This is a genomic window from Streptomyces sp. NPDC055103, assembly GCF_053607625.1.
The window spans coordinates 62032-75840 of record NZ_JBSGTX010000015.1 but is presented as its reverse complement, the minus strand read 5'-3'; the positions used below and the strand labels follow the sequence as shown (position 1 = coordinate 75840).

Sequence of the window (13809 nt, the reverse complement as noted above, 5' to 3'; positions counted from 1 at the left end):
CCGGTCACACCGTGAGCGGTACCTCGTGGATCTCGTCGGCCGGGTGGCCCGTGCGGGCGTGGACCCGCTGGACGGATTCCCTCGAGGGGCCGTGCGACAGGCAGTAGACGGTCCCGGACTCCGGGTCGGCCCACGCCTTCTCGAAGTGGACGCCCTCGTCCTTCTCGACGGCGAGGTCGGCCTCGTGCGCTTCCTTGAGCTGCTCGGCCGTGATGCCCACCATGTCGCGGTGTACGTCCATGAACGTTCCCATGGTTCTCACACCTCCTTTTCCATGGTGCGCCGCTTTCACGGCCACAGCAGCTCGCGGACCCAGCCGGGGCCCGCCGCCGGGTCGCGGCGGTAGCGGAGTCGGAGGTGACGGCGCCGCGCGTCGCCCTGGAAGAACTCGACCTCGGCCGGTTCGACCACGTACAGGGTCCAGGTGGGGGCGGGGGCGGCCGGCTCGGCCTCGGCCCGGCGCCAGGCCGCCGCGCTCGCCTCGGCGAGGGTCCCGGGGGAGTCGAGGACCTCGCTCTGCCGGCCGACGAGGGCCGAGGCGAGGGCGCCGGTGGTGCGGGCGTGGAGGTCCTCGTACGCCTCCTCGGGGGTGCCGGTGGTGACGGTGCCCCGGATCCGGACCTGGCGGCCCTGGACCGGCCAGTAGAAGCCGAGCGCGGCTTCGGGGCGGGCGGCGAGCTGGCGGCCCTTGGCGCTGGTGGCGTGCGAGGCGAAGTGCCAGCCGCGCTCGTCGGCGTCGTGGAGCATCACCGTACGGACGTCGGGCCTGCCGTCCTCGTCGACGGTGGCGAGGGAGAGGGTGTGCGGCTCGGTCTGGCCGGCCGCGACCGCCTCCGTGAACCAGCCGTGGAAGAGGGCGAGGGGCTCGGGCGGGGCGCCGGCCGGGTCGAAGGAGGGGAGCTCGGTGTCCCAGACCCGGAGGGAGTGGAGGGCGTGCTGGAAGTCGGTCATGCCGTCACGGTAGGACGCGGGGTGTCGTCGCCGGCGGCCGGAGCGGGGGTCGGCGCGGCGAGGGCGGCGGGGGTCGGTGCGGTGGCCGCGGCCCCGGTCGGCGTGGCGGTCGGCACGGTGTAGTCCTCGATCGGGACCGCGTTCGCCGCCGACTGGATGCCGTCGCGGATCTTCTTCGCGATGAGGTTCTTCCACGGGGTCTTCGGCAGGGTCCGCACCATGAGCATGCGCAGGGCGATCTTCCACTTCGAGCCGACGGTCATCTCCTTCACGAAGCCCTCGGCCATCTTCTGGTTCTGCTCCACGCCCGGCCGCATCCGCTCCTCGTAGCGGGCGAAGGCGACCGTGTGGTCGCCGGCCGCCCGGGCCAGCTCGCCCGCCAGGACGTACGCGCCGGTGAGGGCGAGGCCGGTGCCCTGGCCGGAGGCGGGCGAGGAGCAGTGGGCGGCGTCGCCGAGCAGGACGACGCGTCCCCGCGACCAACTGTCCATCTCGACGAGGGACATGGAGTCGAGGTAGAAGTCGTCGGCTTCGGCCGCGTGGCCGAGGAGGCGGGGGACCTCCCAGCCGTCTCCCGCGAACGTGTCGGCGAGCAGCCGCTTCTGCTCGGTGACGTCCCGGAGGTTGTAGGGGACGTCCTCGGGCGCGGAGAAGATGAAGAGGTTCTTGGCGTCCGTCTCACCGGAGGCGCTGTAGACGCAGAGCAGCTTCCGGGGGATGGCGTGGTACGTCTCCCAGCGGTCCAGGCCCAGGTGGTTGGGGGCGGTGAAGATGGAGATGTACGCGCCGAGGTGGCGCTTGAACCGCTCCTCCTCGCCGAAGGCCAGGCGCCGGGTGTTCGAGTGCAGTCCGTCGGCGCCGACGACGAGGTCGAAGCGGCGGACGGTGCCGCTGTCGAAGGTGACCGTGACCCCGTCGGCGTCCTCGTCGAGGGCGGCGATCGAGTCGTCGAAGAGGTACTCGACGTCGTCGCGGGTCCGGTCGTACAGGATGCGGGCGAGGTCGCCGCGCATGATCTCGTCGTCCTCCTCGACGCGTCCGCCGAAGATGTCGGCGGGCAGCTCGCCGATGGTGCGGCCGGCGTCGTCGACGTACGAACCGCCGCGCATGTCCGTGGACTTGGCGCGGATCTCGTCGAGGACGCCCATCCGCCGGCAGACCTCGATCGCGGTGCCGCGGATGTCGACCTTGTAGCCGCCGGTGCGGAGCTCGGGGGCCCGCTCGACGACGGTGGGGGCGAAGCCGTAGCGGTGCAGCCAGAGGGCGAGGGCCGGGCCGCCGATGGAGGCGCCGGAGATCAGGACGGTCTTGGCGGCGGTGTTCGCGGTGCTGCTCATCGCAGGACTCCTTGTCGGGTGGTGCGGGCGTCTCCTTGCCCGCACCGATGACTATACGGATGTCCTACACGGTTGTCTATGACGCTTGTATAGATCCTTGGGGGGCGAGGCCGGACCCTGCCCCGACGCTCAGGGCCGGCGGGTCCCGGCCCGGCTCAGTCGCGGCCCAGCACCACCGTCCCCGAGGAGCAGAACCAGCCCCCCGTCCCCGAGGCCACCGCCAGCCGGGGGAGCGAGCCGTCCGGCCGGCGCACCTGGAGCCCCGGCGCCTCGCCGCGCAGCTGCCGCACCGCCTCCACCAGCAGGAACAGCCCCCGCATCCCGGGGTGGCAGGCCGAGAGCCCGCCACCGTCCGTGTTCACCGGCAGCCGGCCCTTCTCCCCGAAGAACGCGCCGCCCTCGCCCTTCGGGCAGAAGCCCAGGTCCTCCAGGGTCACCAGGGTCATGTAGGTGAAGGCGTCGTAGACCTCGGCGAGGTCGATGTCGGCCGGGGTCACCCCGGCCCGCTCGAAGGCGAGCCGGCCGCTGACCGCCGCCGGGGAGACCGTGAAGTCCTCCCACTCCGACATCGTGGTGTGCGAGACGTGCTCGCCGGTGCCGAGGATCCAGACGGGTTCCGTCCGGCAGTCCCGCGCGTACTCCTCGGCGACGAGCAGCACCGCGCAGCCGCCGTCGCTGCGCAGGCAGCAGTGCAGCTTGGTGAACGGGTCCGCGATCATCGGCCCGTCCAGGACCTCGTCGACGGTGATGGGGTCCCGGAACATCGCCTCGGGGTTGAGCGACGCGTTCGCCCGCGCCTCCACGGCGACCTCGGCGAGCTGCTCCAGGGTCGTCCCGTACTCGTGCATGTGACGGCGGGCGGCCATCGCGTACTTGGCGATCAGGGTGTGCCCGTATGGGACTTCGAACTGCAGCGGGCCGCGCGCGCCGAAGGAGAGGTTCGCGGTCCTGCGGCGGGCCCGGATGTCGGCGCGGGCGGTCGAGCCGTACACGAGCAGGACCGCGTTCGCGTGTCCCGCGGCGATCGCGTCGGCGGCGTGCGCGGCCATGACCTCCCAGGTGGCGCCGCCGACGGTGGTCGAGTCCACCCAGTGGGGGCGCAGGCCCAGGTACTCGGCGACCTCGACCGGGGCGAGGGTGCCGAGCCCCGCCGAGGCCAGGCCGTCGATCAGCGAGCGGTCGAGGCCGCTGTCCGCGAGGGCGCGCCGGGCGGCCTGGGCGTGGAGTGCGTACGGGGTGGCCTCGTCGACGCGGCCGCTGTCGGAGAGGGAGACGCCGACGACGGCGACGCGGCGGGGGCTGCGTGGAGTGGCGGGCATGAATCTGACGGTACATCAGATTTGCTGAATCGGGACCGGCGCTTCTCTGGGCAACCGGCGTCGCGCCGCCCTAGCATGACGCACCGTCAGATACGGAGGGAGCTCCATGGACGCCGCCGACACAGCAGCGCACCCGGCCGCCCGCACCACCGGGGACCCGGCTGCCCGCGCCACCAGCACCGCAGCGGACCCGGATGCCCGGACCGCCGCGGACCCGGCCGCCCGGACCGCCGCGCCCGAGGTCGCGCCCGCGCTCGCGCTCACCGAGGAGCAGCGGAAGACCCGCCGCATCCTGCGGGACCTGCTCGCCGAACGGGCCGGGCCACGCGCGAACGACTCCGCCACCACCACCCCCCAGGGGTACGACACCGAACTCTGGGCCCGGCTGTCCGGCACCGTCGGCCTCGCCGGGCTCGCCCTCCCCGAGGAGTACGGAGGCGCCGGCCGCGGGACCGCCGCACTCGCCCTCGCCTGCGAGGAGACCGGCCGCGCCCTCGCCCCCTCCCCGCTCCTCGCCACCGCCGTCCTCTCCGCCCCGCTGGTCGCAGCCCTCGGCACCCCCGCCCAGCGCGGCGAACTCCTCCCGCGCATCGCCGACGGAAGCCTGACCGGCGCACTCGCCGTCCCGGGCGGCTCCCTGCCCCTCGCCCTCGGCCTGACCGGCGACAACACGGCGGAGCACTGGTCGGGCGGCGGCCGCGCCGGTGGCATCCAGGCGCGCGCCACGGACGGGGCCGAGGGCACCGGCTGGCGGCTCTACGGGGAGGCCGCCCAGGTCCTCGACGGACACGGCGCGGACCTGCTGCTCGTCGCCGCCCACACCGGCGGCTTCGCCCGGAGCCGTACCCTCCTCTTCCTCGTACGGACGGAACCGGGGACCCCCGGGCTCGTCCGGACCCGGCGGACCGCCCTCGACCCCACCCGCCCGCAGGCCACCGTCGAACTCCGGGACGCCGAGGCCGAACTCCTCGGCGAGGAACCCGTCGACGTCCTCGGCGCGCTCGCCGCCACCGGCCGTACCGCCGCCGTGATGCTCGCCGCCGAGGCGGTCGGCGCGGCCGGGGCCGTGCTCGACCGGACGATCGACCGCCTCGGCGCGCGCGAGCGCTCAGGGCGGCCCGCCGGCTCGCTCCAGGCGGTCAAGGGCACCCTCGCCGACCTCTACGTCCAGCTGGAGGCCGCCCGCTCCCTGACGTACGGCGCGGCCACGAAGCCGGAGGGCGGGCCGCTCGCGCTCGCCCACGCACTGGAGGCGCTGCGCGCCACGGCGGGCGAGAGCGTCCGGCTCGACGACGGCGCCGGGGCCGCCGGGGAACACGAGGCACAGCCCTACTTCCGGCGGGCCGCCTCGGACGAACTGCTCTTCGGGCCCGCCCGGCGCCTGCGCGCCCGGGCGGCCGAACGGACCGGACTCTTCGGAGAGGTGGCGGCGTAGATGCCCGTCGGCGTGAGACTGATGCAGAAGGTGTCCTCGACCCGGACGTTCGCCCGGATCGCCCCGCACGTCATCCCGGCGATGGACCGGACCGTGCACCGGCTGACCAGGGGAAAGGTGCTGCTCAGCGCCCGGATGCTGCCGGGGGTGATCCTCACGGCCCGGGGCGCGAAGAGCGGACAGCCCAGGGTGACGCCGCTCGCCTGCATGCCGGAGCCGGACGGCGGCTGGCTGCTCATCGGCTCCAACTTCGGCCGGCCGGGCCACCCGGCGTGGACGGCGAACCTGCTCGCCCATCCGGACGTCGAGGTCAACTGGCGGGGCGAGGACGTTCCCGTACGGGCGGAGCTCCTGGCGGGGGAGGCGCGGGCCGCGGCCTGGAAGGCGGCGCTGGAGTTCTGGCCGCCCTATGCCACGTACCAGCAGCGGGTGGAGCGGGAGATCAGGCTCTTCCGGCTGACCCGGCGCTGAAAGCCACACGACCTAGGGGGAAACGCCGACGCCGACGGCGGTTCCGATCCGTGGGGGCGGACCGGGACCGCCGTCGGCGTCGACGACAGGACGGGTGGAGGAGGGGTGGGGGGAGGGGCTATCTGGTCGGCTTCTTGCCGGTGATGCCCAGGTGGACCAAGAGGGCTAGGTTCGGCTTGAGTTCGGCCTGCCTGACGCCCCAGGTCTGGAAGCCCTTCTGGTGGCCGGCGACCGAGGCCAGCATCGCCACCAGGGAGCCCGCCATGGCGGCGGGGTTGACGTCCTTGTCGACCTTGCCCTTGGACTGGAGCTCCTTCACCGCGTCCGTGAGGGAGTTGGTGACCGAGTTCAGGATCTTCATGCGGATCTTGTAGAACCGCTTGTCGCCCTCGGCGGCGCCGAGGTCGACGACCCGGAGGATCGCGTCGTGTTTGCGCCAGAAGTCCAGGAAGCCTTCGACGAGTTCCTCGGAGGTCTGCCAGCCGGCCTTGCCGACCCAGGAGCGGCCGGAGACCAGCTCGGTCAACCCGGCGCCCTCCTTGGCCATTTCCTCCGCGATCTCGAGAACCGCGCCCTCGACGTCCGGGAAGTACTGATAGAACGTCGCGGGTGAAGTACCCGCCTTCCGGGCCACGTCGATGACCTTGACGTCCCGGTACGGCGAGGAGCTGAGCATCTCACCGAGGCAGTCGAGCAGCTTCTGCCGCGTCGCCTGGCCGCGTCGTCCGGCCACGCGGCCGTCGACGGTGCGTACTTGTCCTGTCATGCCGTCAGCTTACCGAGGGGTGATCGGCGCGCGATTCGGCCGACTGCAAATGGGGTGCGGCCCTGTTCCGGGGGCGTTCCGCGAGGTCGGCGCGGTGCGCGGTACGGGCCCGCGGCCGGGGCGGAGGGTCGGGTTCAAGCCAGGGTGGCGGGGCCGTCGGCGGGGTGCCGGTGGAGCGGTACGGGGTGCCGCGCCGTACTGCTTCGGACCGCTCCGGACCTCCCGTACCCGAATAGGCTTATGAACAGCCTGTGGACAACTTCGGTGGACAACTCAAGCGCCCCAAGGGTTCTGAGCCCATAAATCGCCCTTATGTTCGCATGTCGGGGCGTGCGGGAGCCCCACCGCCGTCCTAGCGTGGAACCATGGCCGTACGCACTGAGGGCACCCCGTGCTGGGTGGACGCACAGCTCCCCGACCTGGAAGCGGGCAAGCGCTTCTACGGCGAGCTCTTCGGCTGGACCTTCGACCCCGACCACGACGAAGCCCTCCTCGGCGGGCGCCGGGTCGCCGGGCTCCTCCCCAAGCGGGACGGCCGCATGCCCACCACCTGGACCCTCTACCTCGCCACCGAGGACGCGGGCACCCTCGCCGTCCGGATCAAGGACGCGGGCGGCCAGATGGTCATGGAGCCCTACCCCGTCGGCCCGTTCGGCGTCCTCGCGCTCGCCGCCGACCCCGGCGGCGCCGTCTTCGGAGTCCGCCAGGCCGGCGACGACGGCGGCTTCGAGGTGACGAACGAGCCGGGCGCCTTCTGCTGGATGGAGGTGTACACGCGCCGGCCGGACGCCGTCGACACCTTCTACGCCACGGTCTTCGGCTACCTCGGCCGCCAGGCCGACGCCGGCGAGGAGGGCAGGGCCGCCGGCTTCGACTACCGCGTCTGGTCGCCCCCCGGCGCCCGCCCCGGCGACGACAGCGCCTTCGGCGGGCGGGCCGTCCTCACCGACGACTTCCCCGCCGAGCTGCCCGGCCACGTCCTCGTCTACTTCGCCGTCGAGGACTGCGACGAGGCCTGCGCGACCACCGTCCGCCTCGGCGGCCGGGTCACCACCCCGGCCTTCGACACCCCGCACGGCCGCATCGCCGTCCTCCACGACAACCAGGGCGCCCGTTTCGCGGTCCTCGCCGAGCCCGCCGATACGCCCTGACAGGCCCCTGATACCTCCCTGACGCACCCCTGATCCGTACGGCCCGCACGGCCCGGTGCAGCCCGCGCCGGGCCGGACCCATATGTGATGTGACACCCCGATCCGCCCCCGGGTTCGCAACCGGGCCCTCGGACAGGAAGAATCAGGGCCACGGGGCCGTACCTTCATGGCCCGTACGGGGAGGTGGCAGGCAAGTGGAACAGCTGACGCAGCACGACCCGAGACGTATCGGGCCCTTCGAGGTGCTGGGCCGGCTCGGCGCGGGCGGAATGGGCCTGGTCTATCTCGCGCGCTCGGCCTCGGGCCGGCGCGTGGCGATCAAGACCGTGCGCACGGAGCTCGCCGAGGACCAGCTGTTCCGGGTCCGCTTCACCCGGGAGGTGGAGGCCGCCCGGGCCGTCTCGGGCTTCTACACGGCCGCCGTGGTGGACGCCGACCCGCGGGCCGCGGTGCCGTGGCTGGCCACCGCCTACGTCCCCGCGCCCTCCCTCGAAGAGATAGTGAACGAGTGCGGGCCGCTCCCGGCCCAGGCCGTGCGCTGGCTCGCCGCCGGTGTCGCCGAGGCCCTCCAGTCCATCCACGGCGCGGGCCTGGTCCACCGCGACCTCAAGCCCTCCAACGTCCTCGTCGTCGAGGACGGCCCCCGGGTGATCGACTTCGGCATCGCGTCGGGCGTCTCCAACACGCGCCTGACCATGACCAACGTCGCCGTCGGCACCCCCGCCTACATGTCGCCCGAGCAGGCCCGCGACTCGCGCAGCGTCACCGGCGCCAGCGACGTCTTCTCGCTGGGCTCGATGCTGGTCTTCGCCGCCACCGGCCACGCGCCCTTCCACGGCGCCAACCCGGTCGAGACCGTCTTCATGCTGCTCCGCGAGGGCCCCGACCTGGAGGGCCTGCCCGAGGAACTGCGGCCCCTCATCGACGCCTGCATGCAGATGGACGTCACCCGCCGGCCCAGCCCGGCCGACCTCCAGGCGCAGCTCGCCCCGCACCTCTTCGGTCCCGGCAGCGACGACAGCGGCACCGCCTCCGCCTGGCTGCCGCACCGCGCCACCGCCATGATCGAGGACCGCCGCAACGGCGGCCGCTCCGTCCCCGGTCCGACCGCGCCGCCGAGGCCGCCGCGCCCGCCCCGCGAGCCCGCCGACTGGTCCGGCGACCCGCGCTCCCCTGAGCCCGGCCACGCCGCCCGGCACCCCGAGCCCGCGCACCTCGGCGGTCGGCACGCCGGCCCCGCCGAGAGCGCCGGCGGCCCCGTCCGCCTGGGCGACGGCACCGTGCCGATCGGACCCGGTCCCCGGGTCTCCGACACCCGCGCCGCGCTCGCCGTCGGCCGGAGCGCCGACGCGGGCCCGGCGACCGGCTGGATCCGGCCGCCCGCCGGCGGCGCGCACGGCGCCGAGCCCGGCCCCCTGCCCGGCTCCCGTCCCGTCTCCGTACCCGCCCAGGGCGCTGCCGAGCAGGCCCCGCCCGCGGAGCCCGGTCACTGGCGCCCCTGGCGTTTCCGCATGTCGAACGACGTCTGGGGCACCCCGGTCGTCGACGGCGACCTGCTGTACGTGACCTCCTTCGAGGTGCACGCCCTGGACACCGGCAGCGGCCGGCGCCAGTTCAAGACCCGGGACGTGGCCTGGTCGATGGCCGTCGCCTCCGGCCGTATCCACGCCTCCGACGGACCCACGCTGTACGCGCTCGACGCGACCGACGGCGGTGAGCGCTGGCGGCTGCACACGGACGCCTGGGTGTACTCGCTCCAGGTCGACCGGGGCACGGTCGTCACCGGCACGCGCGGCGGCGGCGTCCAGGGCTGGGAGGCCTCCAACGGCGCCAAGCTGTGGGAGATCAGCGGCGCGCAGACCGACTTCGAGACCCCGGAGGCGGGGCCCGCCGTGCACGGCGACACCGTGTACGTCTGGCGGGAGGCCCGGCTCCAGGCCCTCGACGCCCGTACGGGTGTGGAGCGCTGGTCGTACCCGATCGGCGACGCCGCCTCCTGTGCCAACGTGCCCGTCCGGGTGGCCCCGGCCGAGGACGGCTGCGTGTACGTCTCCGCCGGCACCCGGGTCCTGTCGATCGACATCGCCGGCGGGCACGTCCGCTGGCACTTCGAGGCGCCCGCCGTCTTCCTCTCCCCGCCCGCGTTCGCCCCGGGACCCGCCGTCACGGGCGGCGGGGTGTACCTCTCCGACCACCTCGGCACGGTGTACGCGCTCGACGCCACGACCGGCCAGGACCGCTGGCGGATCGCGACCGAGCCGCGCCAGTCGGCCGAGCCGGTGCTCGTCGCCGACGGCAACGTCCATGTCGGCAGCGGCAGCGCGCTCTACACGCTCGACGCGGTCACCGGCACTCCGAGGTGGCGGTTCGCGGCGGGCGGCGAACTCGTCGGCTCCCCGGTCGTCGCCGACGGCCGGGTCCACTTCGGCTCCGCCGACCACGTCCTGTACACCCTGGACGCGACCGGCGGCCAGCTGCGCTGGAAGCTCGCCACGGGCGGCGAGATCACCGGCTCGCCGGTGGTCCGGAGCGGGGTCGTGTACGCGTGCAGCAAGGACCGCTGCGTGTACGCGCTCGACGCGGTGAAGGGCACGGCCACGGGCCGGGGGGCGGCGGCTCCCCGCTAACGCGGCCGAGGTCCCGGGCCCGGGTCGTCACGGTCCGGGTCCCAGACCGGGACCTCGTACGGCTGGGTCGGTGCGGCGTACGGGGTGGAGGCCCCCGGGTGGTGGTGCGGGCCGTTGCCGGGATCGTCCGGCGGCGGGCCGTCCAGCGTGGGGTGTGTGGGCCGCGGCTCGTGGTCCGCCTGTGTCCCCGGCTTCATCCGGTGTGTCCGGGTCCGGCCGGACATGACGAGCGCGCCGAGCAGCAGCAGGACCCCGCCGCCGAAGGCGTTCGCGACGCCGTCGCCGAGACCCCTGCCGTCGCCGGAGACCACGAGACTGCCCTCGGCCTGGCCGACCCGCACCATCCAGAAGACGGTGAAGCCGAGGACGACGATTCCGGCGAGGGCGACGAGCAGCCGGGAGCGGAGGACGACCCCGACGAGCGTGACGAGGGCGGCGAAGGCGAAGGGCAGCAGGATCGAGCCGATGAGCTCGGCCTTCGCGTCCGTGATGCCGGTGAACAGCTCGTCGATGGCGTAGTCGCGGCCGTGACGGCCGTCGTACCAGGCACGGAAGGGGCTCCAGACGGCGGCCGTCGCTCCGGTGAGGGCCAGGACCGATCCGATGACGTTGCGGATCATCGATGGGCCTCCTTGACGGTCCGGCTCTCGTTCACGACGCTACGCCGGGTGCGGGGGGCCCGCCAGGCGGCGCGGCCCGTCCCCTAGGGTGTGGCGCGGACACGACATGGAGACATGGGGAGGACCGATGGTGCGCACGCGCCTGAAGATGGCGGCGACGCTCACGGTGGTGGTGCTCGCGCTGACCGGATTCCAGACGAGTACCGGTGGCAAGGGCGGGAGCGGGAGCGGGAAGAGCAAGAGCGGCAAGAGCAAGAGCGGCAAGAGCCGGAGTCACTCGGACGACGACTCGGGCGGCGGTTGCTCCAGCGACGAGCAGGGCAACGGCGACTACAGCGGCTCGGGCGGCTCCGGATCGCAGCCGACGGCGCCCACCCCCACCGCCTCCCGCGCGGTGGCCGACGTCGTGGTCGTCGACTGCGTGAAGCCCGCCCAGAAGAAGCGCAAGGGCAAGCCGGCCCGTAAGACGGACACCACGGCGACCCTGCGGATCACGTCGAGAAGCGCGTACACCGAGACGTTCGAGGTGACCCTGGAGTTCAAGGGTGTCTCGGGGTCCGCGGTGGACTCGGCCGAGGCCGTCGTCACCGTCGAGGGCGGGGCCACGAAGACCTTCGAGGTCTCGATGAAGACCCCGAAGGTCGTCGACCAGGTGAAGAACTGCTGGGTGTACGACGTGCGCGAGACGCCCGGCGCGACCGCGACCCCGTCGGTCACCCCCTCCGCTACCTCGTCCTGAACCCCGCCCCCCGCCGGGTGAACAAACCCGCCTGACGCTCCGGCGGCAGGTTTCCCAGGGCGACCAGGTGCGGCGCGTGTGCGAGCGCCTGGGACCGGGCCGCCTCCTTCGCCGACCAGAGCGCCCGGACCGTGCCCTGGACGGCCTCCGTCGGGTGGCCCGCGATGACGGCGGCGGCCGCGCGCGCGGCCTCCAGCGCCCCGCCGGTCGTCGTCAGCTCGGAGACGAGCCCCGTCTCGTACGCGCGCCGGGCCGAGATCCGTTCCGCGCTGCCCATCAGGGCCATCCGGGCGATCTCCCCGTACGGCATCCGCTGGGCCATGTGGACGGTCTCGAAGGCGCTGACCATGCCGTAGGTGGTGTGCGGGTCGAAGAAGGCGGCGTCCTCGCCGGCGACCAGGAACTCGGCCTCCCCGAGCAGGTAGAAGGCCCCGCCGCAGGCCATGCCCTCGACGGCGGCGATCACCGGTTTCCACAGGTCGTTCGCCTTGGGGCCGATCGTGAGGAGCGGGTCGTCGATCGTGTACGGGGACGAGGGCTGCGGGATGTTCCCGACGGCGTCCCGGTCGATCCCGGTGCAGAAGGCCCGCCCGCCGGCCCCGGTGACGACGATCGCGCGGATCTCGTCCTCGTACCGGAACCCCCGCCAGACGGCGGCGAGCTCACGGGCCATGTCGAGGGTGATGGAGTTGTGCTTCTCCGGCCGGTCGAGGGTGACGACGGCGACCCCGGTCTCCTTGTCGCGCTCCACGCGGACGGTCATCCTCGCTCCAGGAGCCAGCGCGGGACGGTGACGCCGTCGACCTCGGTGAAGGCGACCCGCACCGCGGCGCCGATGCGGAGCCGGCCGGCGTCGACCGAGTTCAGGGGGGCGTCGGGGGTGGTGACGACGTTGCCGACGAGGCGGATGCGGGTGGCCTCGGCCAGTTCGACGAGGACCGCGTTGTACCCGGGCTGGGCTGCGTAGTCGGGCAGGAGCGGCGGGTGGGGCAGGACGTACGACCAGATGCGGCCGCGCCCGGACATGAGCCGCCACTCGCTGTCGAAGGACCGGCAGTGCGGGCAGCAGGGGCGGGGCGGGAAGCGGAGCTCGCCGCAGTCGGGGGCCGCGCAGGCCTGGACGCGGAGCTCGCCGCGGGCGGCGTACTCCCAGAAGGGAGCGCCGTCCTCGTCGGCGACGGGTGTCAGCAGGGGCATCGGTGTCTCGGCTCCTCAGGCTCGAAGGAGGATCGCGGAGGTGGGGACGCCCTCGCCGGCCGTGACCAGGCAGGTGGCGGCGTCGGGCACTTGGGCGGTGGAGCTGCCGCGGAGCTGCTTCACGCCTTCGTTGATGAGGTTGAAGCCGTGGACGTACGCCTCGGAGAGGCCGCCGCCGCCGGTGTTGAGGGGCAGCCGGCCGCCGATCTCCAGGGCGCCGCCCTCGGTGAACGCGGCGCCCTCGCCGCGCCCGCAGAAGCCGTAGCCCTCCAGGGAGAGCGGGACGAGCGGGGTGAAGGCGTCGTAGATCTGGGCGACGTCGACGTCCTCGGGGCCGAAGTCGGCCTGTTTCCAGAGGTGTCGGGCGGCGGTCCAGGCCGGTCCGGAGAGCGGGTCGTCGTTCCAGTAGTTGACCATGCCGTGGTGCTGGGCGGGCAGGCCCTGGGCGGCGGAGTGCACGTACACCGGTTTCTGGCGGCAGTCGCGGGCCCGCTCGGCGGAGACGATGACGCAGGCGAGCGCCCCGTCGGTCTCCAGGCAGTTGTCGAAGAGGCAGAGGGGTTCGCTGATCCAGCGGGAGGTCATGTACATCTCGCGGGTCAGCGGGCGCTCGTACATGATCGCGGCGGGGTTCTGGTTGGCGCGGTTGCGGCAGGCGAGGGCGACGTTGAAGAGGTGGTCGCGGGTGGCGCCGTACTCGTGCATGTAGCGGCGGGCGAGCATGCCGATCTCGTCGGCGGGGCGGAGCAGCCCGAAGGGGCGGGTCCACTGGCCGGGGGTGGCGAGCTGGGCGGCGGTGTTGGTCCAGGGCCGGGGGCCGCTGCCGCGTTTCCTCGACCGCCAGGCGACGCCGACGTTCGCCTGTCCGGTGGCGACGGCGGCGGCGAGGTGGCCGACGGTGGCGCAGGAGCCGCCGCCGCCGTAGCCGACCTTGGAGAAGAAGGTGACGTCGCCGGCGCCGATGGCCTTGGCGACCTCGACCTCGTCGGTCTCCTCCATCGTGTACGAGGCGAAGCCGTCGACCTCGGAGGGGTCGATCCCGGCGTCGTCGAGGGCGGCGAGGATCGCCCGGCAGGCGAGGGCCTTCTCCGTCTCGGGGAGCTGTTTCGCGAAGGCGGTCTGTCCGATCCCGACGATGGCCGTGGCGTCCTTGAGCAAGACAACCTCCCGGAGTGGTGACGCTACTGACAGCGCGT

General features: G+C 73.5%; 14 protein-coding genes. 5 read left to right on the top strand and 9 right to left on the bottom strand.

Features of this window, described 5'->3' with window-relative positions; genetic code table 11:
- Positions 1–4: 4 nt before the first annotated feature.
- From ACWFR1_RS12705 to ACWFR1_RS12690, 4 genes are all read right to left on the bottom strand, one after another.
- A complete protein-coding gene (locus ACWFR1_RS12705; protein WP_453549768.1) occupies positions 5–253 on the bottom strand; it encodes an SCO4226 family nickel-binding protein in 249 nt (82 codons plus the stop codon).
- A 35-nt stretch (positions 254–288) separates the two neighbouring features.
- Positions 289–951, bottom strand: a complete 663-nt coding sequence (locus tag ACWFR1_RS12700; protein ID WP_453549765.1) for a pyridoxine/pyridoxamine 5'-phosphate oxidase — start codon at positions 949–951, stop codon at positions 289–291.
- The gene (locus ACWFR1_RS12695) at positions 948–2288 is read right to left on the bottom strand and encodes an FAD-dependent monooxygenase (protein WP_453549764.1); all 1341 of its coding nucleotides are present in this window, start codon (positions 2286–2288) and stop codon (positions 948–950) included. Before ACWFR1_RS12695 ends, ACWFR1_RS12700 begins: the two co-directional genes overlap by 4 nt.
- 155 nt (positions 2289–2443) lie before the next feature.
- Positions 2444–3607: a thiolase C-terminal domain-containing protein gene (locus ACWFR1_RS12690; RefSeq protein WP_453549762.1), complete on the bottom strand. Its 1164-nt coding sequence runs from the start codon at positions 3605–3607 to the stop codon at positions 2444–2446.
- A 106-nt stretch (positions 3608–3713) separates the two neighbouring features.
- Between ACWFR1_RS12690 and ACWFR1_RS12685 the strand changes: the two genes are divergently transcribed.
- Both ACWFR1_RS12685 and ACWFR1_RS12680 read left to right on the top strand, forming a co-directional pair.
- Positions 3714–5042, top strand: a complete 1329-nt coding sequence (locus ACWFR1_RS12685) for an acyl-CoA dehydrogenase (protein ID WP_453549760.1) — start codon at positions 3714–3716, stop codon at positions 5040–5042.
- Positions 5043–5513, top strand: a complete 471-nt coding sequence (locus ACWFR1_RS12680) for a nitroreductase family deazaflavin-dependent oxidoreductase (RefSeq protein WP_453549758.1) — start codon at positions 5043–5045, stop codon at positions 5511–5513. It abuts the gene before it with no gap.
- Between the two features lie 118 nt (positions 5514–5631).
- On the opposite strand, the gene ACWFR1_RS12675 is transcribed toward ACWFR1_RS12680, so the two are convergent.
- On the bottom strand, positions 5632–6279 hold the full coding sequence (locus ACWFR1_RS12675) for a TetR family transcriptional regulator (protein WP_453549756.1): 648 nt from the start codon (positions 6277–6279) through the stop codon (positions 5632–5634).
- Between the two features lie 365 nt (positions 6280–6644).
- Between ACWFR1_RS12675 and ACWFR1_RS12670 the strand changes: the two genes are divergently transcribed.
- A complete protein-coding gene (locus tag ACWFR1_RS12670) occupies positions 6645–7430 on the top strand; it encodes a VOC family protein (RefSeq protein WP_453549755.1) in 786 nt (261 codons plus the stop codon).
- Between the two features lie 194 nt (positions 7431–7624).
- Positions 7625–10057 carry an outer membrane protein assembly factor BamB family protein gene (locus ACWFR1_RS12665; RefSeq protein WP_453549753.1) on the top strand — a complete coding sequence of 811 codons (2433 nt, stop codon included), beginning with the start codon at positions 7625–7627 and terminating at the stop codon, positions 10055–10057.
- Here the strand turns inward: ACWFR1_RS12665 and ACWFR1_RS12660 are convergent.
- Positions 10054–10677 carry a hypothetical protein gene (locus ACWFR1_RS12660; protein ID WP_453549751.1) on the bottom strand — a complete coding sequence of 208 codons (624 nt, stop codon included), beginning with the start codon at positions 10675–10677 and terminating at the stop codon, positions 10054–10056. The genes ACWFR1_RS12665 and ACWFR1_RS12660 overlap by 4 nt on opposite strands.
- A gap of 127 nt (positions 10678–10804) precedes the next feature.
- On the opposite strand from ACWFR1_RS12660, the gene ACWFR1_RS12655 reads away from it, so the two are divergent.
- The gene (locus ACWFR1_RS12655; RefSeq protein WP_453549750.1) at positions 10805–11416 is read left to right on the top strand and encodes a hypothetical protein; all 612 of its coding nucleotides are present in this window, start codon (positions 10805–10807) and stop codon (positions 11414–11416) included.
- Here ACWFR1_RS12655 and ACWFR1_RS12650 read toward each other — a convergent pair.
- The 3 genes from ACWFR1_RS12650 to ACWFR1_RS12640 are packed head-to-tail and all read right to left on the bottom strand — an operon-like array spanning position 11403 to position 13771.
- Positions 11403–12179 carry an enoyl-CoA hydratase/isomerase family protein gene (locus ACWFR1_RS12650; protein WP_453549748.1) on the bottom strand — a complete coding sequence of 259 codons (777 nt, stop codon included), beginning with the start codon at positions 12177–12179 and terminating at the stop codon, positions 11403–11405. The genes ACWFR1_RS12655 and ACWFR1_RS12650 overlap by 14 nt on opposite strands.
- Complete coding sequence (locus ACWFR1_RS12645; protein ID WP_453549746.1) at positions 12176–12613, bottom strand: Zn-ribbon domain-containing OB-fold protein; 438 nt, start codon at positions 12611–12613, stop codon at positions 12176–12178. The genes ACWFR1_RS12650 and ACWFR1_RS12645 overlap by 4 nt, the downstream gene beginning before the upstream one ends.
- A gap of 15 nt (positions 12614–12628) precedes the next feature.
- A complete protein-coding gene (locus ACWFR1_RS12640) occupies positions 12629–13771 on the bottom strand; it encodes a lipid-transfer protein (protein WP_453549743.1) in 1143 nt (380 codons plus the stop codon).
- Positions 13772–13809 lie beyond the last annotated feature (38 nt).